Origin of the sequence: Georgenia sp. Z1344 (assembly GCF_049856295.1) — a bacterium.
Lineage (GTDB): Bacteria > Actinomycetota > Actinomycetes > Actinomycetales > Actinomycetaceae > JB111.
In genome coordinates, this window is record NZ_JBNDMZ010000016.1 from 1 (window position 1) to 20548 (window position 20548).

The following is a 20548-nucleotide window of genomic DNA, read 5'->3' on the forward strand; positions in this document are numbered from 1 at the left end:
GGCGGTTTCAATCGGTTGTTGCAACGTGCGCCTTGGGAGGGTGTACGGATGGCTGGGAAGAGATTGACACTTGAGGAGCGGGCGAAGATCGAGGCGCTGTTCGGTCAGCGATTGACGTTCCCGCAGATCGCTGAGCGGATCGGTCGTCACCGGACCACGGTGTGGCGCGAGGTCACTCGCAATAACTCCTACCGGGGCGCTCACCTGGACACACCCGGGACGCGTTCCCCGGCGGGACGCCGGCAGGCCAATCCCGCCGGTCGTGGTGGCGCCTACCGGTGGGCGTACTCGTGCCGGAACGCGCAGCGCAGGGCCGACAAGCGGGCCCGCAGGCCCAGGCCCGGCAAGTTGACCGGCGATCGCCGCCGCGGGGTGACCTCGGGTCGCGGCCGGCTATGGCCCCTGGTGCGGGACAAGCTCGAACAGCGGTGGTCTCCGCAGCAGATCGCACACTGGCTTCGTCAGGAGTATCCCGACCGGCCGGAGCGATGGGTGTCCCACGAGACGATCTACCAAGCGATCTACTACCAAGCTCGTGGCGGGCTGCGCAGCGAGATCGCACGCCAGGTCGCACTCCGTACCGGGCGGACCAGGCGGCGCCCCCAGTCCCGCCTCGCGCGGGCGGCACACTCGGGCAAGGCCTGGACCCATGGCCTGAACATCAGCACCCGGCCGGCCGAGGTCGAAGACCGGGCCGTGCCCGGGCACTGGGAAGGTGACCTGATCATCGGTGCGCGTAGCGCGTCGGCGATCATCACCCTGGTCGAGCGTTCCACGCGGTACGTCATGCTCGGCGCTCTACCGGAGAGCAGGGTCTCCGAGCAGGTGATCGACGTGCTGATCGAGACGATGGGCCGCCTGCCGGCCGAGCTGGCCGCGACTCTGACCTGGGATCAGGGCGCTGAGATGGCCAAGCACGCCCACTTCACGCTGGCGACAGACTGCCGGGTCTTCTTCTGCGACCCGCACTCGCCCTGGCAGCGAGGCTCGAACGAGAACACCAACGGCCTGCTGCGGCAGTACTTTCCCCGCTCGAGTACCGACTTCCGCACCTACGCCCAGCGCGACCTCGACGCCGTCGCCCGCGAGCTCAACACACGACCACGCATGACACTGGGCTGGCAGACTCCAGCGAAACGACTCAACGACCTACTCGTTGCAACAACCACTTGAAACCGCCGTGCGGCTCAGGGCCGGAGCTTCCCTCACTAGTCGTGGCAGGGTGAGGGGATGACGCACCTGGCGCTCGGGGCGATGGGCGGCACCATCGCGATGTCCACGTCCACGCCCGGCGAGGGTGCGGTCCCCGCGCTGTCGGCGAGCGACCTGCTCGAGCTCACGCCAGGCCTCGCCGACGTCGCCGAGATCTCGGCCGAGCAGCTGACGAACGTCCCCTCGGCGTCGCTCACCCTCGACGACGTGCTCCGCGTCCACGCATGGGCGGACGCGAGGGTGCGCGCCGGCGTCGACGGCATCGTCGTCACACACGGGACGGACACCCTCGAGGAGACCGCCTACCTGCTCGACCTGCTGTGGGGCCACGACGTCCCGATCGTCGTCACGGGCGCCATGCGGTCCGCCGCGATGGCCGGCGCCGAGGGGCCCGCGAACCTGCTGGCCGCCGCCGTCACCGCCGCCTCCGCCGACGCCCGTGGTCTCGGCGTGCTGGCCTGCCTCAACGACACCGTCCACCTCGCCGCCCGCGTGACGAAGGTGTCGTCGACCGCGCTCGAGACGTTCGAGTCGCCCGGGACGGGGCCGGTCGGCGTCGTCGTCGAGGATCGGTACTGGCCGAGCTGGACGCCGGTCGACCGCCTTCCGGCACTCGTCGCCCCGCCCGACGGTCGCGTGGCCGTCCCGCTCCTCGAGTCCCCCTTCGACGACGACGGATCGGTCCTGCGAGCCGTCCTCGCCACCGGCGTGCGGGGTGTGGTGCTCGCCGGGACGGGCGTCGGGCACGTGTCGGGAGAGGCCGCCGAGCTCGTGTCTGCGGCGATCGACGACGGCGTGACGGTGGTCGTCGCGTCGCGCACCCTGCGCGGCGGCACGACCACGCGGCTCTACGGGTTCCCCGGTTCCGAGCAGGACCTCATCGCGCGGGGTGCCCTCATGGCCGGTCGGCTCTCCGCGCGCAAGGCCCGGCTGCTGCTGCACCTGCTGCTCGCGGGCGGGGCCGATCCCGCGACGATCGCCGACGAGATCGCGGCCCGAGGCCGCTGAGTCCGAGGCCGCTGACCCGCACTCTCGACATGTTCGTCAGCTGCGGCCACCCGCCACGCGCACGTGGATCGCGACCTTCACCCGGTTGTCGACCCCGAGCTTGCCGAAGATCCGCGTGACGTGGGACTTCACGGTCGTCTCGGACATGTGCAGCGCCGCAGCGATCTCGGCGTTCGACTCGCCGCGGGCCACGGCGTCGGCGACCTCCCGCTCGCGCGGGGTGAGCTCGTCGAGGAGCCGCCGGGCGGCCGCGACCTCCGCGGTGTCGTCCATCGGGGCGTAGGCGTCGATGAGCGTCCGGGTCGCGGCGGGGGAGAGGATCGCCTCGCCCGCCGCCACCGATCGCACGGCGTCGACGATCTGACGCGGCCCCGCGTCCTTGAGCAGGAAGCCGGCGGCGCCCGAGCGCAGCGCGCCGAACACGTACTCGTCGAGCTGGAACGTCGTCAGCACGCAGACCCGGGCGGTCGGGACGGCCCGCGTGATCTCGGCGGTCGCGGTGATGCCGTCGAGGACCGGCATCCGCACGTCCATGAGCACGACGTCGGGGCGGTGGGCGATCGCCGCCTCGACCCCGGCGCGCCCGTCGGCGGCCTCGGCCACCACCTCGAGGTCGTCGACCGAGGCGAGGATCATCGACAGGCCCGAGCGGACGAGCGCGTCGTCGTCGACGACGAGGACCCGGATCATGGCGTCTCCCTGGTCGGACCGGTCGGGGTGGGTGCGGCGGGCGCAGGCGACGTGTCAGGGGTGGTGCCCGGCGCAGCTGCCGACGGTTCCGCGGGGAGGTGGGCCCGCACGATCCAGTACCCGGCGTCGTCGTGCCCCGTTCCAGGAACGGGTCCGGTTCCGTCCCCCGGCTCCTGCCCGGCGCTCAGCGTGCCGCCGACGCTGCGGGCGCGCTCGGTGAGCCCGCGCAGCCCGAGGCCGGTGCGCCGGGCGTCCTCCGTCGACCCTGCCGTCGCCGAGCCGGCCGAGCGGCGGGGCATCGCGTTGCGCACCCTCACCCGCACGCCGTCGGCGCGGTCGGCGGCCACCGTCACCTCGACGACGGCTCCCGGCGCATGGCGCAGCGCGTTCGTCAGCGACTCCTGGACGATCCGGTACGCCGCGCGGCCGGTGGCGTCCGGGACCTCGGCGCCGGGTTCGACCGCCACGTCGCGGCGCACGGTGGCGCCGGCGCGTTCGGCGTCGTCGAGCAGGGTGTCGACGTCCGCGAGGCCGGGCTGCGGGCCGAGGGCGGCGGGGGCGTCGTCGGTGCCGAGGACGTCGAGGACGGCGCGCAGGTCGCGGGTGGCGGCCGTGGCGGCGGCGCGGACGGCGGCCGCGTGCCGCTCGACGACCTCCGGCCCGGCCCCCGGGTTGACCTCGAGCGCGCCGGCCTGGAGGTTGATGAGGGCGAGCTGGTGGCCGACGGCGTCGTGCATCTCGGCCGCGATCCGGCGCCGCTCGGCGAGGACGGCCTCCCGCTCCCGGGCGACCCGGGCGTCCTCGGCCAGCCGGGCCCGCTCGGCCTCCTCGGCGGCGAGGCGGCGCCGCGCGGCCAGGTAGGCGGCGAGCAGGGCGGGCACGACCACGGCGGCCGCGACGCTGAGGGCCACCTCGAGGGCCGTGGCCCAACCACCCGGACCATCGACCCCGCCACCAGCCCCACCACCACCGTCCCCCGTGACCCAGACGTCGGCGACCCGCTCGCCCCACGGGGAGAGCTGGGTGAGGGCGGCGAGGAGGAGAAAGCCGCCCGCCACCAGGTCGCGGCGGCGCAGGACGAGGGCGAACACCCCGAGCGTGACGAGCGAGGACCCGGTCAGCGCGCCGAGCAGGAGCGTCGCGGCCGGGAGCACGAGGGGCGCGCGCACCCGGTGCAGCACGCCCACGACCACGGCCGGCAGGAGGACGAGGGCGACGACGTCCTGCCACGGCGCGTGCTCCGGCTGGAGCAGGTTGGAGACGTAGTCGCCGACGACGAGGACGAGATAGACGGCCGAGCGCCACAGCCCGGGGCGACGGCGGGCGGCGCCTGGATGGGCGCCGCCCGGGCGGGCGGTGCCGGGGCGGGCGGTGCCGGGGAGGCCGGTGCTGCCCAGCGCACCCCGTCGCTCGCCCGTCGTCCCTCCGACCTCGGTCACCCCGACAGCGTAGAGAGCGGAAGCGCCGGGCGACCCCGACGTTCGGGCGCGTTCCGGCCGCCGCTCCTCCGACTTTCGTCGGGGGCAGGTCTGACCGCACGGCCGAGGATCGCATCCCGCTGGATCACGAGGCTGGAGCCATGATCACCACCGAGCTCCTCACCAAGACCTACGGCCGGCGCACCGTCGTCGACGACCTGACGCTCACGGCGCCCGCCGGTGCCGTGACCGCGTTCCTCGGCCCCAACGGGGCCGGCAAGTCCACCACGATGCGGATGGTCTGCGCGCTCAGCCGGCCGACGTCCGGCACGGCGCTCGTCGACGGCCGCCCCTACACGGAGCTCGTCAACCCGGGCCGCGTGGTCGGCCAGCTCCTCGACGCCGCCGCCCTCCACCGCGGCCGCACCGGGGCCGAGATCCTCGAGCTCGCCCTGCTCACCGTCGACCGGCCGGCCCGTCATGCGGTCGAGCTGCTCGAACGGGTCGGCCTCACCGACGCCGCCGACCGCCGCGTGCGCGCCTACTCACTCGGCATGCGCCAGCGCCTCGGCCTGGCCGTCGCCCTCGCCGGCGACCCGCGCGCCCTCATCCTCGACGAGCCTTTCAACGGCCTGGACCCCGAGGGCATCCGCTGGTTCCGTGGCGTGCTGCGCGACTTCGCCGACGACGGCGGAACCGTTCTCCTGTCCTCCCACCTTCTCGCCGAGGTGCAGACCGTGGCGGACCGGTACGTCGTCATCGGGGCGGGGCGCCTGCTCGCGCAGGGGACGGCGGCCGAGGTCGTCGGCGCGGGGTCCGTGCGGGTCGACGCGACCGACCGGTCCGCGCTCCTCGCCGCCCTCACCGCGGCGGGACTCGACCCCGTGACCGGGACCGACGGCGTCGACGTCCGGGCGAGCGCCGACGAGGTGGGCCGCGCCGCCCAGGCCGCCGGCGTGCCGCTCACGCTCCTCGCCCCCGCGAGCTCCGCGCTCGAGGACGCCTTCCTCTCCCTCACGGCCGCCTGAGAAGTGATCGCGATGACCGCCCCGACCAGCGCCGCCGGTACCCGACCCGGCGCCGACGCCGGTACCCGCACCACCACCGGCTCCCGCACCGCCCCCCGTTCCCCGCACGCACCGGAAGGACCCGAGATGACCACCACCGAGCTGGACGCAGGACCCGCCGCCATGGGCGGCACCGTCACCACCACGCCCGACGACGAGGCGACCCCCGTCCGTGGCCTCACCACGTGGCGCCGGCTGCGGATCGAGCTGCGCAAGTCGGTCGACACCGTCTCCGGCGCCGTGCTCACCGCCGTGACGCTCGGGGCTGCGCCGCTCCTCGTCGTCGCCGCGATCGTGGCCGAGGGCGCGGCCGGGACGACGGTCAGCTTCGTCCTCGGCGCCGGCTCGATCGCCGCGGCGCTGCTCCTGCCCGTGCTCACGAGCCTGCTCATCACCTCGGAGTGGGGGCAGGGATCGATCGTCTCGACGTTCGCGATGGATCACCGTCGAGGGCGCGTGATGGCGGCGAAGATCGCGGCGGGCCTCGTCGTCGGGCTGGTCGTGGCTCTGTCCTGCCTCGTGGTGGCGATCGCGGTCTCCGCCGTGGCGGGCGTGGACCTGGGCTCCGCCGGCGAGCTCGTGTGCGTGTGCGCCGGCGTGACCGCGGCGCTCCTGCTGTACGCCGCGCTCGGGTCCGCCTGGGGCGCCGCGACGCTCAGCACCCCGCTCGCGATCGTCATCGGCCTGGCCGGGCCGCAGGTCGTCAACTCGCTCGAGCTCATGCTCGGGGACCGCTTCGCCGAGATCGCCCCGTGGCTCGCGTTCAGCCAGGCCGTCGGCGACCTCACGCAGGGCACGGTGGCCAGCTGGCCGCACCTGCTGACCGCCGTCGGGCTGTGGATCGTGGCGCCGATGGCCGTGGGCGTATGGCGGGTCCGCCGGGCCGACGTCTCCTGACCCGGCTTCTTCGTCGAGATTGCGGTTGGTGCGCGCCGAGATTGCGGTTGGTGCACGTCGAGCATGCGGGTCAGGACCGCCGGGAGCGGTGCGGACAGGTGTCGAGAGTGCGGGTGGGGGGAGCCCCACCCGCACTCTCGACCGCTGCGATCCACGACCGTCTCAGCGACGACGAAACGTACTCTCGACCGCTGCGATCCACGACCGCCCCGGCGACGAACCGCAATCTCGACGACGACGAACCGCAATCTCGGTGACCGGGCTGAGCCGCACTCCTGGCACATCGCGGCTCCTCAGCCGCACTCTCGACACCGGGACTATGCTGACCGCAACCTCGACCCGGGCAGACAGGGACCCGCGTCATCCCGAGCCGGCCCCAGGGCGGCACCCGGTCGAGGTGGGCACGGGTGACGCGGAACCGGGTCGGACGGCCAGGGCCGACCGGCGGCGCCTACCACCGTGACCCCGACCGAGAGCGCCCCCCGATGACGGCACAGGCCGCACGATTCTCGACCCCGCACGCCGACGCACCGGCCGACGCACCCCCCGACGCCCGGGCCGGCTCGCCGATGCTCACTCTCGACGGCGTGGGCAAGACCTTCGGCGCCGGGAACGGCACCGGCACCGTGGCGCTCACGGACGTCGACCTCACCGTCTCCCCGGGCGAGCTCGTCACGGTGGTCGGCCCGTCGGGCTGCGGGAAGTCCACGCTCCTGCGCCTCGCGGCCGGCCTCGACCGGCCCACCGCCGGCACCCTGACGACCCGGACGGACGCGATCAGCTACGTCTTCCAGGACCCCACCCTCCTCGAGTGGCGCACGGCGCTCGGCAACGTCGAGCTCGCGGGCCACCTCACCGGGGTGCCGCGGGCGCAGCGCCGCCGCGAGGCGCTCGCCGCCCTCGAGCTCGTCGGACTCGCGGGCTCCGAGGACCGCTACCCGCGAGAGCTCTCCGGCGGCATGCGGATGCGCGTCTCGCTCGCCCGCGCGCTCGTCCGGGAGCCCGAGCTCGCGCTGTTCGACGAGCCCTTCGGCGCCCTCGACGAGATCACTCGCCTGACGATGCAGACCGAGCTCCTGCGCCTGTTCACCACCGCCTCCTTCGCCGCCGTGTTCATCACGCACTCGGTGTCCGAGGCCGCCTACCTCTCCACCCGGGTGCTCGTCATGAGCGGCAGGCCCGGCCGGATCGTCGCCGACGTCCCGGTCCCGTGGGGCCGCCATCGCCCGCCCGAGCTCCGCTACGAGCCCGAGTTCGCCGCCCTCACCGGCGAGATCTCGGCCGCGCTGGGGGCCCACGCATGAGCGCCCGAGACACGGACACCGCTCCCAACGACATCGCCCCCGCGGTCACCGGCCGGCCGTCGGAGGACCCCCGGTCCTCACCCCGCCCGACGACGAACGACCCCGCCCTCCCCGCCGACGCCCCGTCGTTCCCTGCCGAGCCCACCCTCCAGGGTGCCGATGCCCGCCCGGACCCGGGCTCCGGCGTCGGGGACGCTCCGGCACTTCCGCGGCGCACCCGGGGGAGCGGCCCCCGCGCGTGGCTCGGCGCGGCCTGGCCGGTCGCCGTGGCGATTGCGGGCATCGTGGCGATCTGGTACGCCGTCTCCTACCTCGTCCTGCCCGAGGACCAGCGGTTCCTGCTCCCGCCGCCGCACGAGGTCTACGCCGGCGCGCTCGCCGACGACCGCGTGATGGGCCCGATGCTCGACGCCCTGGGGAACACCGTGGTGGTGGCCATGGCGGGCCTGGGGTTCGCCGTCGTGCTGGGTGTGGCCTGGGCCGTGCTCATGTCGCTCGCCGGGTGGGTGGAGAAGGTCCTCTACCCCTACGCCGTCATCCTCCAGACGATCCCGATCCTCGCCCTCGTGCCGCTCATCGGCATCTGGTTCGGCTACGGGTTCCCGGCGCGGGTCATCGTCTGCGTCATCATCGCGCTGTTCCCGATGATCTCGACGACCCTGTTCGGGCTGCGCTCCGCCGGCAGCCCGGCGCACGACCTGTTCACCCTCCACCGCGCGAGCCGCTGGCAGCGCCTGCGCCACCTCACCCTCCCCGCCGCCGTGCCGTCGATGTTCACGGGCCTGCGCACCGCGGCGGGGCTCTCGGTCATCGGCGCGCTGGTCGGCGACTACTTCTTCCAGCAGGGTCCGGCCGGCATCGGCGGGCTCCTGCGCACGTACACGCTGCGCCTGCAGATGGACGCGCTGTTCACGGCGATCACGCTGACCGCGCTGTTCGGCGTCGTCGTGTTCGCGGTGTTCGCGATCCTCGACTCCCTCGTCATCAGCCGCTGGTACGGACCGCGCGCGTGAGCCGCAGAACCGGAGACCCCATGACTCCCCGACGACGAACGACGCCCCCGACGACGACGAACCCCGCCCCGGGCGTGCACGAACCGCAATCTCGACGACGACGAACCGCAATCTCGACGACGAACCGCAATCTCGACGGGTACGAACCGCAGTCTCGACGGAAGGGGCGGGGCGGGGTGGCGCTCGTCGGGCTGGCGATGGTGCTCGCGGCCTGCGGCGGAGGGTCCGACGACGACGGGGCGGGCGACGGCCCCGCGCCCGGGACGACCGCGGCCGAGGCGGGCAGTGCGCTCGACCTGGCCGAAGTCTGCCCGGCCACCGTCGTCATGCAGCAGGACTGGCAGCCACAGGCCGAGCACGGCGCGATGTACGAGCTCGTCGGCGAGGACCACGAGATCGACACCGAGGCCAAGTCCGTGACGGGCTCCCTCGTGGCGGGCGACGTCGACACCGGCGTGCAGATCGAGGTGCGCCCGGGCGGGCCGAACGTCGGCTTCCAGTCCGTCGCCGCTCTCATGTACCTCGACGACGACATCACCGTCGGGGCCGTCAACACGGACTCGGCGATCGTCAACCACGAGGCGCAGCCGACGGTCGCGGTCGTCTCCCAGCTCACGGTGTCTCCCCAGATCCTCATGTGGGACCCGGAGACGTACCCGGAGGCCGAGACGGTCGAGGACATCGTCGCGACCGACGCCACGGTGGTGACGAGCGGGCCGGTGCTGCCCGCGCTCGTCGCGTCGACCACCGAGTTCGACCTCTCCCGGTCGGACACGAGCTACGAGGGGACGCCGGCCCGGTTCGTCTCCGACCCGAGCATCGTCCAGCAGGGCCTGCTGACCAACGAGCCGTACGTGTACGAGAACGAGGTCGAGCCGTGGGGCCGCCCCGTGGCGAGCGGGCTGCTCGCCGAGGTGGGGCACTCGACCTACCCCGGGCCGGTCGCCGTGCGGGCGGACCGGGTCGAGGAGCTCGCGCCCTGCCTCGAGCGGCTCGTCCCCGTCCTCCAGCAGTCGCAGATCGACTTCCTCGCCGACCCGGGCCCGGCCACGGACCTCATCCTCGACCTCGTCGAGAGCTACCAGCTCTCCTGGACCTACTCCGAGGGCGTGGCGCAGTACTCGGTCGAGACCCAGCTGGCCGAGGACCTCGTGCACGACGATCCGGCGTCGGGGACGTTCGGGGCGTTCGACCCGGAGCGGATGCAGGAGATCGTCGACACCTACCTGCCGGTGCTCGTCGACCAGGGCGCGGTGTCCTTCGACACCCTCGACCCGGCGCAGCTGTACACGAACGAGTACCTCGACGACTCGATCTCCATGGCAGATCAGTCCTGACGCGGTGAGCCGGGCCACGAAAGCGCATGATCCGGTCACAAAGGGTTAACGATCACCCATCCGTGCCAGATCGTTGATATTCGTTGGGGTTCCACCGGATTCGGGCCGTGGGACGCAGGGAATACGGTCATCGTCATGTTTGCCATCCCTCCACCTGACCCCCACCCTTGAACGGTCACAGCGCTGCTCGGCCGCGCCCGGAAACGGATCCGGCCGGGCCAGGTGCCGCCCTCGCATCCCGGGGACGATGCCGGCCAGGCGCGTGCTCGTGACGACGAGAAGCCTGGTGCGCGCCGAGCGGACCACCGTGTGCCGTCCGAGGACGGGACGCGGACAGGCTCGGATCACGGAGGACAGATGGTCGCACTCAGTGCACGGAACGTCTACAAGGTCTTCGGCCGCCAGGGCCGTCGAGCGGTCGATCGCCTCGAGAAGGGCGCGAGCCGCGACGAGATCAAGCACCTCGGCACCGCGGCCGTCATCGACGCGAGCTTCGACGTCGAGCCCGGCGAGATCTTCGTCGTCATGGGACTGTCCGGCTCCGGCAAGTCGACCCTGATCCGCACCCTCAACGGGCTCCACCCCGCGACCTCGGGGAGCATCGAGATCGGCGGGACCGACATCGCCAAGGCCTCGGGGGCCGAGCTGCGGTCGATCCGCCGCACGAAGGTCTCGATGGTGTTCCAGCACTTCGCGCTCCTCCCGCACCGCACCGTCCTCGACAACGCGGCCTACGGGCTCGAGATCCAGGGTGTCGGGCGGTCCGAGCGCCTCGAGCGTGCCCGCGAGGTCGTCGAGATCACCGGCCTGGGCGGCTGGCAGGACGCCGTCCCGGCCCAGCTCTCCGGCGGCATGCAGCAGCGCGTCGGACTCGCCCGTGCGCTCGCGTCGGACACCGAGATCCTCCTCATGGACGAGGCGTTCTCCGCGCTCGACCCCCTCATCCGCCGCGAGATGCAGGACCAGCTCGTCGAGCTGCAGACCAGCCTCGGCAAGACCATCGTCTTCATCACGCACGACCTCAACGAGGCCGTCCGTCTCGGCGACCGCATCGCGGTCATGCGGGACGGCCGGATCGTGCAGATCGACTCCGGCGAGAAGATCCTCTCCGACCCGGCCGACGAGTACGTGGCCCGCTTCATCGCGGACGTCGACCGGTCGCGCGTCATCACGGCCGGTTCGGTCATGACCCGTCCGGCGACCACCGTGTGGGAGAACTACGGCCCGGGCGAGGCGCTGCGCACCCTGCGCGACGGCCAGGTCTCCGCCGCGTACGTCATCGACCGGCGGCAGAAGCTCGTCGGCTCGGTCTACGACGACGAGCTGCTCGACGCCCAGCGTCGCAAGGAGTCGACCATCGCGCCGTACATCCACCCGGACGACAGCGCCGTCAACGTCGACACCCCCATCTCGGAGGTGTTCGCCCCGGCCGCCGAGGCCCGCCTCGCGGTCGCGGTGACCGACGACGACGACCGGCTGCTCGGCGTCGTCCCTCGCGTGTCGCTGCTCGAGGCGATGGTTCCCAACGAGCTCGAGGACACGGGGACACCGGTCGAGGAGCTCCCGCCACCGGACGCGGCGGGCACGGGGGGTGACGCCGGTTCGACGACCGGCGCCGCCTCCGGCGCCCACCTCGCCGCGGCGACCGACGGCACGACCACCGACAGCACGACGACCGAGACGGAGACGCGATGAACGACGACCTGCTCTTCCGCGTCCCGGTCGGCGAGTGGGCCGACGCGGCGGTCGACTGGCTCACCAGCACGCTGGACGCGTTCTTCGACCTCATCGGCGTCATCTTCAGTGGCGCCTACGACGGCCTCGTCGTCGCCCTGAGCGAGCCCCCGTTCTGGGTGATCATGGCGATCCTCGTCGCCGCGGCCTTCCTCGCCAAGGGATGGCAGCTGGCGCTCGGATCACTCCTCGGCCTGCTGCTCATCTACGGCATGGACCAGTGGACGAACGCGATGATGTCGCTCGCCCTGGTCCTCGTGGCCAGCATCATCGCGGTCATGATCGGCATCCCGCTCGGGATCTGGGCGGGGCTCAGCTCGCGCGCGTCGGCGATCGTGCGCCCCTTCCTCGATCTCATGCAGACGCTGCCCGCGTTCGTCTACCTCATCCCCGCCGTCGTGCTCTTCCGCGTCGGCGAGGTCCCGGGCATCGTCGCCACGATCATCTTCTCCCTGCCGCCCGCCGTGCGCATGACCGAGCTCGGCATCCGGCAGGTGGACCCCGAGGTGGTCGAGGCCGGTCAGGCCTTCGGCTCCACCCCGGGTCGCATCCTGCGGCAGATCCAGCTGCCGCTCGCCCAGCCGACCATCATGGCCGGCGTCAACCAGGTCATCATGCTCGCGCTGTCGATGGTGGTCATCTCCGGCATGGTCGGCGCCCCCGGCCTCGGTGCGGAGGTCTACTCGGCACTCACGCGCATCAACATCGGGCTCGGCTTCGAGGCCGGCCTCGGCGTGGTCATCCTGGCCATGTACCTCGACCGGCTCACCGCCTCCCTCGCCCAGCACGGCGCGGTCAACCGCGCCAACCGCATGGCGAAGGGCTGACCCGGACGATCCCGCGCCCCCGCGCAGAACGACACCCCTGAGGAACCCAAGGAGAGACATGCGAACCAAGCGACTCATCACCACAGCGGCCACCGTCTCGGCCCTCGCCCTCACCCTCGCCGCGTGCGGCGGAGGAGAGGACGAGTCCGAGGACACGGGCGGCGACACCAGCGGCGACTCGGGCGAGGGCGGCGGCGACTCGGGCGAGGGCGGCGGCGAGGGTGGCGAGATCACCATCGGCGTCCACTCCGGCTGGGAGGAGGGCATCGCCGTCTCCCACCTGTGGCAGGCCATCCTCGAGGAGCAGGGCTACGACGTCACGCTCGAGACCGCGGAGGCCGGCGTGGTCTTCACGGGTCTCGCCGAGGGCGACTTCGACCTCAACTTCGACACCTGGCTGCCGAACACCCACTCCGACTACATCGAGCAGTACGGCGATGACCTCGAGGAGCTGGGCATGTGGTACGAGAACGCCCCGCTCACCATGGCCGTGAACGAGGATGCGCCGATCCAGTCCCTGGACGAGCTCGCGGACAACGCGGACGAGTTCGGCAACCGCATCGTCGGCATCGAGCCGGGCGCCGGCCTCACCCGCATCACCACGGACGAGGTCATCCCGACCTACGGCCTGGAGGACATGGAGTACGTCATCTCCTCGACCACGGCGATGCTCTCCGAGCTCAGCGCCGCGATCGACGCCGGTGACAACGTGGTCGTCACGCTGTGGCGCCCGCACTGGGCCTACGACGCCTTCCCGATCCGCGACCTCGAGGACCCCGAGGGCGCCTTCGGCGAGCCGGACAACATCTACACGTACGGCAACGCGGAGTTCTCCTCGGAGTTCCCCGAGGTCGCCGAGTGGATCTCGGGCTTCACGTTCGAGGACGCGCAGCTCGCCGAGCTCGAGAACATCATGTTCAACGAGATGGGCGGCAACTCGAACGACGAGGCCGTCGACCAGTGGCTCGAGGACAACCCCGACTTCATCGACTCCGTGGTCGGCGGCGGCTCGGGCTCCGAGTCCGGCTCCGAGTCCTCCTCGGAGGACGGCGCCGAGACCGAGAGCTGATCCCGCGCCGCTGATCGAGCGGCGACGCCGGGCGCGGCCCGGCACGAACGAGCACGACGCGCGGCCCGCCCCGGCCTCCGGGGCGGGCCGCGCAGCCATCCGGGGGCGCGGCGACGCGGGTAGCCCGAAGGGGAGTCGACCAGGAACGACGAGGATCCGGTGGACGGCGGCGGCACGGGGCGCCGGACCCGAGGTCGCCGAGGATCGATCCCCACCGACGGAGCGCGCAGCTGGGCCGCTCCTGGCAGATGAGCAGTGGAAGGAACCATATGCGCACCATCACCCATCGCACCGCGTCCGTCTCGGTGGCCGTGGCAATCGCCCTCACCCTGGCCGCCTGCGGCGGCTCCGACGACGACGCGGGCAGCAGCGACGAGCCCGTCGTCATCGGCATCCCGGCCGGCTGGGAGGAGGCGCTCGCGACGGGTCACCTGTGGCAGCGGATCCTCGAGGACCGGGGGTACGAGGTCGAGCTCGAGACCGTCGACATGGCGGTGCTGTGGACGGGTCTGGCCGAGGGCGAGTACGACCTCAACTACGACGTATGGCTCCCCGACGCCAACGCGCCGCACATCGAGGAGTACGGCGACCGGGTCGAGGAGATCGGCATGTGGTACGAGGAGGCGCCGATGACCATCGCGGTCAACGAGGACGCCCCCATCACGTCCCTCGACGAGCTCGCTGACCACGCCGACGAGTTCGGCAACCGGATCGTCGGCATCGAGGAGGGGGCCGTGCTCACCGGGCTCACGGAGGACGAGGTGATCCCCACCTACGGGCTGGAGGACATGGAGCTCGTGACCTCGTCGACCACCGCGATGCTCTCCGAGCTCGACGCCGCCGTGTCGTCCGGTGAGAACATCGTCGTGACATTGTGGCGCCCGCACTGGGCGTACGACGCCTTCCCCATCCGGGACCTCGAGGATCCGCAGGGAGCGCTCGGCACCCCGGACGACATCTACGTGTACGGCACCGCGGGCTTCTCGGAGGACCACCCCGAGATCGCCGAGTGGCTCAGCGGCTTCTACATGACCAGCGACCAGCTGCACTCCCTCGAGAACATCATGTTCAACGAGCTGGGCGGCGAGTCGAACGACGAGGCCGTGGACCAGTGGCTCGAGGAGAACCCCGACTACGTCGACGCGATGCTCGCGGGGGAGTACGCGGGAGGGCCCGGCGCAGAGTCGAGTTCGGAGTCCGGTTCCGGATCCGGGTCCGGGTCCGGGTCCGGGACGGAATCATCCGACGACGACGAGAGCTCCGAGACCGAGAGCTGACGCCCGGGGCGGGGGACGGTCGGCGTCGGTGCGCTCAGCGCGTGGCGTGCGGACCGGCCCCCGGCCCCAGGCCGTCCGGGGCGCGAGCCCCCGGTCGCGGCACCGTCGGCTCCGCGTACCCGGGTGGCCGCGGCGTCCGGAACCTCAACCACGACACCACGCTCACGAGCGGCACGAGGACCGCGACGAGGACCGCCACCAGGACGAACGCCTCGCCGTCCTCGAACGCGACGAGCCCGACGAGCGGCCCGGCCGGGGCCATCAGCCAGGCGGCCCCGATCCGGGACACCTTCGCGACCCGTGAGCGGGGCGCCAGTAGCCGCGGGTCCCCCTTCCGTGGCTGTGCCTCGCCGGCCCAGACCTGCGCGGTCGCCCCGCGCAGGGCGAGCAGAGCCGTAGCTGCGGCAACCGCTGCGAGCCCGCTCTCCGGGTGCCGGGAGAGGTCGATAGCCGGCAGGACCACCAGCGGCGGGATCGTGAGCAGAGCGGCCTGGACGAGGTCGACGAGCAGCACGGCGCCGGTGCCCATCGATCGCGTGTCGCCGCGTCCCTCGTACCAGGGTCGGCCGTTGCGCCACCGCCGGTAGACCGGCAGGACGACGAGAGCGACGACGAGTCCGACGGCCGCGGCCGCAATCGCCGCGGCCGGCGCGCCGTCGGTCCCGTCGAAGAGGTCGACACGCAGACGGCCGGTGTCGTCGAGCAGCGCGGGGGCGAGGGTGGCGGCGACGACGACGGCGACGACCGCCATCGTGGTGGTCGCTACGAGGTCCCAGCCCGCCGACGGCCACGATCGGCGTCCCGGCCACAGCTCGTCGGCCGGCCCGCGGTCGGGGGCCGGCCAGGGCCGTCCGTCCGGCGGCCGGCTCATCGGTCCTCCCTCGGCGCCCTGCTCATCGGCACCCCCGTGGCGCGCAGCTCATCCGCGCCCCCTCGGCGCGTCCCTCACCCGCGCACCTGCTGCTTGCGGCGCGCTCGTTCCTGGCGCTCGGCGATGATCCGCTCGCGTCGTCGGCCCTCTTGCCTGTCCCAGCGGTCGTTGAGCCGGAGGAACACGCCGGCGGCCGACCCGAGCACGAGGATGATCGCGAGCATCATGCCGAGCACGGGGCGAGGCTCGGGCACGAGCGCACCCGCAGCCGCCCCGGCGGCCGCGAGCACGAGGCCGAGCAGCATGCGCAGGAGCCGGGACGGGACGGCGCGCCGGACGAACCCGACCACCGGCTCGTAGCGCGCGGACTGGTTCGGTACCTGACGTAGGCCGGTGTGGAGGAGCGGCCAGCGCACGGCCCACATCGCGGTGAGGACGCCGAGCACGACCGCGCACGTCGCCCCGGTCAGGGCGAGGTGCCGGTCGCCCCGCTCTGCGGCGAGCACGGTGAGCACCACGGGCGGCGCGTAGAGCAGGACTCCCTGGACCTGGTCGAGGACCAGCGCGGTGGGCAGGCTCATCGACCGGCGGTCGCTGCGCGGCGTGTACCAGGACCGGGCGTCCATGCGGAACCGCTGGACGATGCGGACCACCGCGTAGGCGACGGCGCCGGTGCAGGCGGCGATCGTGGCGTTCGCGCCGGGTGCGTCCGGATCGGCGTACGTGGCCATGAGGTGGAGGACGCCGACGGCGGCGGCCGTCATGAGGAGCGCGCCGAGCGTTGTCGCCGCGATGTCCGAGATGCTCGACCTGCCGCCGTCGAGCGGCGGCTGCTCCCAGGTCATCGCGCCCGCTCCTCCGGTCGGGTGCCGCCGGGGGCCGTCGAGAAGGCCTTGCGCTCGACCTTGTCCCACCAGGCGTGGATGCCGAAGAAGATCCAGCCCGCGATCGCCATGACCACGAGGATCCCGACCATCATCCCGGCCTCGGGCGTGGGCTCGGGGACGACGACGGCCACCGCGCCCGCCGCCGAGCCGAGCACCACCCCGAGCAGGAACCGTGTCCAGCGCGTGGCCCGGCCGCGCCGGGCGAAGCCGTCGACGACCTCGTGGATCCACTCGTGGCGGAGGTTGCGCCGGAACCCGTCGCCGCGCAGCGGGTCGCGGGAGCCCCACACCGCCAGCGTGAGGCCGACGAACATGGTCGAGGCGAAACCGGCGAGCGAGAGCAGGCGCTCGCCGGCCGCCGCTGCGCCGATCGCGAGGCCCACGGGTGCCGCGTAGCCGAGCAGGGCCTGCGCGAGGTCGAGGCCGAGCGCGGTGAGCGGGCCCATCGAGCGGGCGTCGCTGCGCGCGACGTACCAGGCACGCTCGTGCACCCGGAAGCGCTGGAGGAGGAGCACCACGCCCCCGACGACGACACCCGCGCCTGCCGCCAGCGTCGCGATCAGCCCGGGGGCCATGTCGTCAGGCCCGTCGGCGTCGATGAGGACGGCCGCCGGCGCGGCGACCGCGGTGAGGACGATCGAGGCGATCGTCGTCGTCGTGAGGTCGGAGCGTGTGGACCTGCCCGGGTCGATCGGACGTCCGGAGCGTGCGCGTGCGTCGTCGCGGAGCTGATCGACCGACAGGCCGCCCGGTCCCCCGGGCGGGAGCTCCCAGAACCGGCCGTTCCACACGCCGCCGTCAGCACGGCGTGCGCCAGGTGGCGGCGCGGCGTGCTGCTGCGCCATCAGAGGCCGCCCGGGAGGATGTGCCCGAGGAGGTAGCCCACCCACGAGACCACGAGGGCGCCGACCAGCAGGATGAGGCCGAGGACGACCTGCTCGCCGCCGTACCCCGGCACGAGGAGGATCGGCGCCAGGCTGAGCAGCCCCAGCAGGAGCGCGACCAGCGCGCGGGAGACGCGCGTCCGGCGGGTCGCCCGACGGTCGTCGGGGCCGTGGTCGAGCAGGCGCCAGGGGATGCGCAACGCGGCGACGTAGCCGAAGGTGGCCGACGCCAGCGCACCCGCGAGTGCGAGAGGTGCGTCGTCGAGGCCGTTGCCGGCGCCGGCGACGACCGCCGCGGGGACGATCGCGAGGAGGCCGCGCAGGAGGTCGAGCCACGGGTTCTTCGGCTCGGTCACGTTCCGTGCGCCGCCCGACCAGCGTCGGTAGGGCAGGGCGGCGAGCAAGATCCCGTAGCCGAGCAGCGCGACGACGAGGACGCCGGCGACCGTGATCACCTCGTCGAACGTGGTTCCGCGGAAGTCGGGGATCTCGCCGAGGATCGGGAGGGCGACGGCCGCGGCGGCGGTCGCGAGCAGCGCGCCCGTCCCGATGGCGATGGTGCGGCGGCGGGCGAGCCGGCGGACCGTCGTCCGGGCGAGGGGCGGTGCCTGGGCGGCATGCCGGCCCTGGACGGTGTGGGCGCCGGGCGACGGGTGCGCCCCGTAGGGGTCGTGCATGCCCGGACGGTCGTGCGCCCCGTGAGGCGAGCTACCGGGTGGTGGGCCCGCCGAGGGGCCGCCCGGCCCGCCGGGCGGGAGCTCCCAGAAGCGGCCGTTCCACACGCTCCCGTCGGGGGCGCGCGTGCCGGGCGCCGGGACGGGGTGATCGCCGTGCAGGGTCATGCGCCCATTGTCGGGTCTGCGGTTCCGTGTGGGCGCCGGGTCCGGGACCGGAGCCAGACCACGAACGTGATGATCGGGAGCATGACGGCAGTGACTGTGGCGCCGGCGTGGATGAAGTCGGTGTCATCGAACGCGAGCAGCCCGACGAGCGGGGCACCCGCCGCAGCAACCACGGCCAGTGCGACCCGGAGGAACGTCGCGCCCCGACCGCGTCCCACGAGCGGACGGCTGTCGCCGGTACGTGGAGACGGTTCTGCCGCCCAACCGAGCGAGCCGAGGGCACGGGAGATGTGCAGGAAGGCGGCGGTGCTCACCATCGCGAGGCCGACCTCCCGGTCCGCCCGCACATCGGTCGTCAGCAGGATCAGCGCCGGCGGAAGAACGAGGAGCACCGACTCGACGAGGTCGACGCCGAGGCACGCCCCCGGACTCATCGAGCGGGCATCGCCGCGGCCCTCGTACCAGTCTCGGCGGTCGCGCCAACGGCCGTGGAGCCGCAGGACCACGAGCGAGAGGACCAGGGCGATCGTGGTCGCGGTGAGTGCGGCGCCCGAATCTCCCTCGGGCATGCGGCGCCCGCCCTCGAGGCGGAAGTCGCCCTGTTCGTCGATCAGGAGCGAGGCGAGCGTGGCAGCGAGGAGGGTGGCGATCAGCGAGGTGGCGGTGACGGCCGCGACGTCGGCCGCCGCGGAGAGCCACGGGCGTCGTCCCGCATGCCGGTCGTCCCACGGGCCCCGGACAGGTGGCGAACCGGGAAACGGGTGGGCGTTCGCCCCGTCGGGCGTACCCGAGAGCAGGCCGGGGGCCTGGCCGCAGTGGGGCCCGATGTGCCGGTCAGGATGCTGCGGACCGGGGTGAGGCCCGACGAGTCGGCCAGGATGCTGCCCGGGGTGCGGGCCGCGGTGAGGTCCCGGATGCGGGCCGTGCGAGTTGGTCACCCCGGCATTCTCACCGGCGAGCTCCTGGTCGTCACGGTCCTCACGTGGTCCGTCCTCCCCACGACCGTCCGACCGCCGGTCAGGGCGGGGCGTGGTGACCGGCGCGTCGACGTCGTACCTCACCTTGTCGGTCGGCGACGCCGTCGGTGCTTCGTGGGACGATGGGCGCACCGTCCCCGCGCCCCGCGCGGAGTCACCCGACCGCGCGCACGGCCCGCGCGGCTGCACGACAAGGAGCACCGTGTCCGAGAAGCTCAAGCTCGTCTCGTCGGTCCAGGCGATCAACTGGAACCGCATCATCGACGACAAGGACCAGGAGGTCTGGGACCGCCTGACCTCGAACTTCTGGCTGCCGGAGAAGGTGCCGCTGTCCAACGACATCCAGTCGTGGGCGACCCTGACCGACGACGAGAAGCTGATGACGACCCGCGTCTTCACGGGCCTCACGCTGCTCGACACGGTCCAGGGCACCGTCGGCGCCGTCAGCCTCATCCCGGACGCCGTCACCCCGCACGAGGAGGCCGTCTACACGAACATCGCGTTCATGGAGTCGGTGCACGCGAAGTCGTACTCCTCGATCTTCTCCACCCTCATCTCCACCGCCGAGATCGACGAGGCGTTCCGCTGGTCGGAGGAGAACGAGAACCTCCAGCGCAAGGCCGCCATCGTCATGGAGTACTACCGCGGCGACGACCCGGAGAAGCGCAAGGTCGCCTCGACGATGCTCGAGTCGTTCCTCTTCTACTCCGGCTTCTACGCGCCGATGTACTGGTCGAGCCGCGCAAAGCTGACGAACACCGCGGACCTCATCCGCCTCATCATCCGCGACGAGGCCGTCCACGGGTACTACATCGGCTACAAGTACCAGAAGGCCCTCGAGAAGGCCTCGCCGGAGCGTCGCCAGGAGCTCAAGGACTACACCTTCGAGCTGCTCTTCGAGCTGTACGAGAACGAGGAGCAGTACACGGCGGACCTCTACGACCCGCTCGGCCTGACCGAGGACGTCAAGGCGTTCCTCAAGTACAACGCCAACAAGGCGCTCAACAACCTCGGCTACGAGGGCCTGTTCACGTCCGACCAGACCGCCGTCAACCCGGCGATCCTGTCCTCGCTCAGCCCCAACGCGGACGAGAACCATGACTTCTTCTCCGGCTCCGGCTCGTCCTACGTCATGGGCAAGGCGGAGAACACCGAGGACGAGGACTGGGACTTCTGACGTCACCGGCCGCCGGCTGACCGGCGGTCACCACCCGACGACGACGGCGCCGCATCT

Annotated in this window: 19 protein-coding genes; 12 read left to right on the top strand and 7 right to left on the bottom strand. The window is 72.6% G+C overall.

The features are described from left to right. Positions 1 to 48: 48 nt before the first annotated feature. Entirely contained in the window at positions 49 to 1173 is a 1125-nt protein-coding gene (locus tag ACPYO6_RS15430) for an IS30 family transposase (RefSeq protein ID WP_425713196.1), read from the top strand. A gap of 57 nt (positions 1174 to 1230) precedes the next feature. Next, a complete protein-coding gene (locus tag ACPYO6_RS15435) occupies positions 1231 to 2220 on the top strand; it encodes an asparaginase (RefSeq protein ID WP_425715670.1) in 990 nt (329 codons plus the stop codon). A gap of 36 nt (positions 2221 to 2256) precedes the next feature. Here ACPYO6_RS15435 and ACPYO6_RS15440 read toward each other — a convergent pair whose 3' ends face one another. Beyond that, a complete protein-coding gene (locus ACPYO6_RS15440) occupies positions 2257 to 2910 on the bottom strand; it encodes a response regulator (protein WP_425715671.1) in 654 nt (217 codons plus the stop codon). Continuing rightward, entirely contained in the window at positions 2907 to 4349 is a 1443-nt protein-coding gene (locus ACPYO6_RS15445; RefSeq protein WP_425715672.1) for a sensor histidine kinase, read from the bottom strand. The genes ACPYO6_RS15440 and ACPYO6_RS15445 overlap by 4 nt, the downstream gene beginning before the upstream one ends. Before the next feature lie 140 nt (positions 4350 to 4489). Here ACPYO6_RS15445 and ACPYO6_RS15450 point away from each other — a divergent pair, with 140 nt between their 5' ends. From ACPYO6_RS15450 to ACPYO6_RS15490, 9 genes are all read left to right on the top strand, one after another. Then, complete coding sequence (locus ACPYO6_RS15450; RefSeq protein ID WP_425715673.1) at positions 4490 to 5356, top strand: ABC transporter ATP-binding protein; 867 nt, start codon at positions 4490 to 4492, stop codon at positions 5354 to 5356. 12 nt (positions 5357 to 5368) lie between these two features. Then, complete coding sequence (locus ACPYO6_RS15455; RefSeq protein WP_425715674.1) at positions 5369 to 6292, top strand: hypothetical protein; 924 nt, start codon at positions 5369 to 5371, stop codon at positions 6290 to 6292. A 485-nt stretch (positions 6293 to 6777) separates the two neighbouring features. Beyond that, positions 6778 to 7596: an ABC transporter ATP-binding protein gene (locus ACPYO6_RS15460; protein WP_425715675.1), complete on the top strand. Its 819-nt coding sequence runs from the start codon at positions 6778 to 6780 to the stop codon at positions 7594 to 7596. Beyond that, entirely contained in the window at positions 7593 to 8609 is a 1017-nt protein-coding gene (locus ACPYO6_RS15465) for an ABC transporter permease subunit (RefSeq protein ID WP_425715676.1), read from the top strand. The genes ACPYO6_RS15460 and ACPYO6_RS15465 overlap by 4 nt, the downstream gene beginning before the upstream one ends. Positions 8610 to 8629: 20 nt before the next feature. After that, a complete protein-coding gene (locus ACPYO6_RS15470; protein WP_425715677.1) occupies positions 8630 to 9946 on the top strand; it encodes a hypothetical protein in 1317 nt (438 codons plus the stop codon). Between the two features lie 357 nt (positions 9947 to 10303). Next, entirely contained in the window at positions 10304 to 11641 is a 1338-nt protein-coding gene (locus tag ACPYO6_RS15475) for a quaternary amine ABC transporter ATP-binding protein (RefSeq protein ID WP_425715678.1), read from the top strand. Next, a complete protein-coding gene (locus ACPYO6_RS15480; protein WP_425715679.1) occupies positions 11638 to 12507 on the top strand; it encodes an ABC transporter permease in 870 nt (289 codons plus the stop codon). The genes ACPYO6_RS15475 and ACPYO6_RS15480 overlap by 4 nt, the downstream gene beginning before the upstream one ends. A gap of 58 nt (positions 12508 to 12565) precedes the next feature. Continuing rightward, complete coding sequence (locus tag ACPYO6_RS15485) at positions 12566 to 13576, top strand: glycine betaine ABC transporter substrate-binding protein (protein WP_425715680.1); 1011 nt, start codon at positions 12566 to 12568, stop codon at positions 13574 to 13576. Between the two features lie 269 nt (positions 13577 to 13845). Then, positions 13846 to 14853: a glycine betaine ABC transporter substrate-binding protein gene (locus tag ACPYO6_RS15490; RefSeq protein ID WP_425715681.1), complete on the top strand. Its 1008-nt coding sequence runs from the start codon at positions 13846 to 13848 to the stop codon at positions 14851 to 14853. Between the two features lie 34 nt (positions 14854 to 14887). On the opposite strand, the gene ACPYO6_RS15495 is transcribed toward ACPYO6_RS15490, so the two are convergent. The 5 genes from ACPYO6_RS15495 to ACPYO6_RS15515 form a co-directional block, all read right to left on the bottom strand. Then, positions 14888 to 15724 (bottom strand): hypothetical protein, encoded by an 837-nt coding sequence (locus ACPYO6_RS15495; protein ID WP_425715682.1) that lies wholly within the window; start codon positions 15722 to 15724, stop codon positions 14888 to 14890. A gap of 74 nt (positions 15725 to 15798) precedes the next feature. Continuing rightward, complete coding sequence (locus tag ACPYO6_RS15500; protein WP_425715683.1) at positions 15799 to 16569, bottom strand: hypothetical protein; 771 nt, start codon at positions 16567 to 16569, stop codon at positions 15799 to 15801. Beyond that, positions 16566 to 17456, bottom strand: a complete 891-nt coding sequence (locus tag ACPYO6_RS15505) for a hypothetical protein (RefSeq protein WP_425715685.1) — start codon at positions 17454 to 17456, stop codon at positions 16566 to 16568. The genes ACPYO6_RS15500 and ACPYO6_RS15505 overlap by 4 nt, the downstream gene beginning before the upstream one ends. Next, on the bottom strand, positions 17456 to 18172 hold the full coding sequence (locus tag ACPYO6_RS15510; protein WP_425715686.1) for a hypothetical protein: 717 nt from the start codon (positions 18170 to 18172) through the stop codon (positions 17456 to 17458). The genes ACPYO6_RS15505 and ACPYO6_RS15510 overlap by 1 nt, the downstream gene beginning before the upstream one ends. A gap of 161 nt (positions 18173 to 18333) precedes the next feature. Then, positions 18334 to 19275, bottom strand: a complete 942-nt coding sequence (locus tag ACPYO6_RS15515; RefSeq protein WP_425715687.1) for a hypothetical protein — start codon at positions 19273 to 19275, stop codon at positions 18334 to 18336. Between the two features lie 241 nt (positions 19276 to 19516). Between ACPYO6_RS15515 and nrdF the strand changes: the two genes are divergently transcribed. Then, positions 19517 to 20491 (top strand): class 1b ribonucleoside-diphosphate reductase subunit beta, encoded by a 975-nt coding sequence (gene nrdF / locus ACPYO6_RS15520; RefSeq protein WP_425715688.1) that lies wholly within the window; start codon positions 19517 to 19519, stop codon positions 20489 to 20491. The last annotated feature ends 57 nt before the right edge of the window (positions 20492 to 20548 follow it).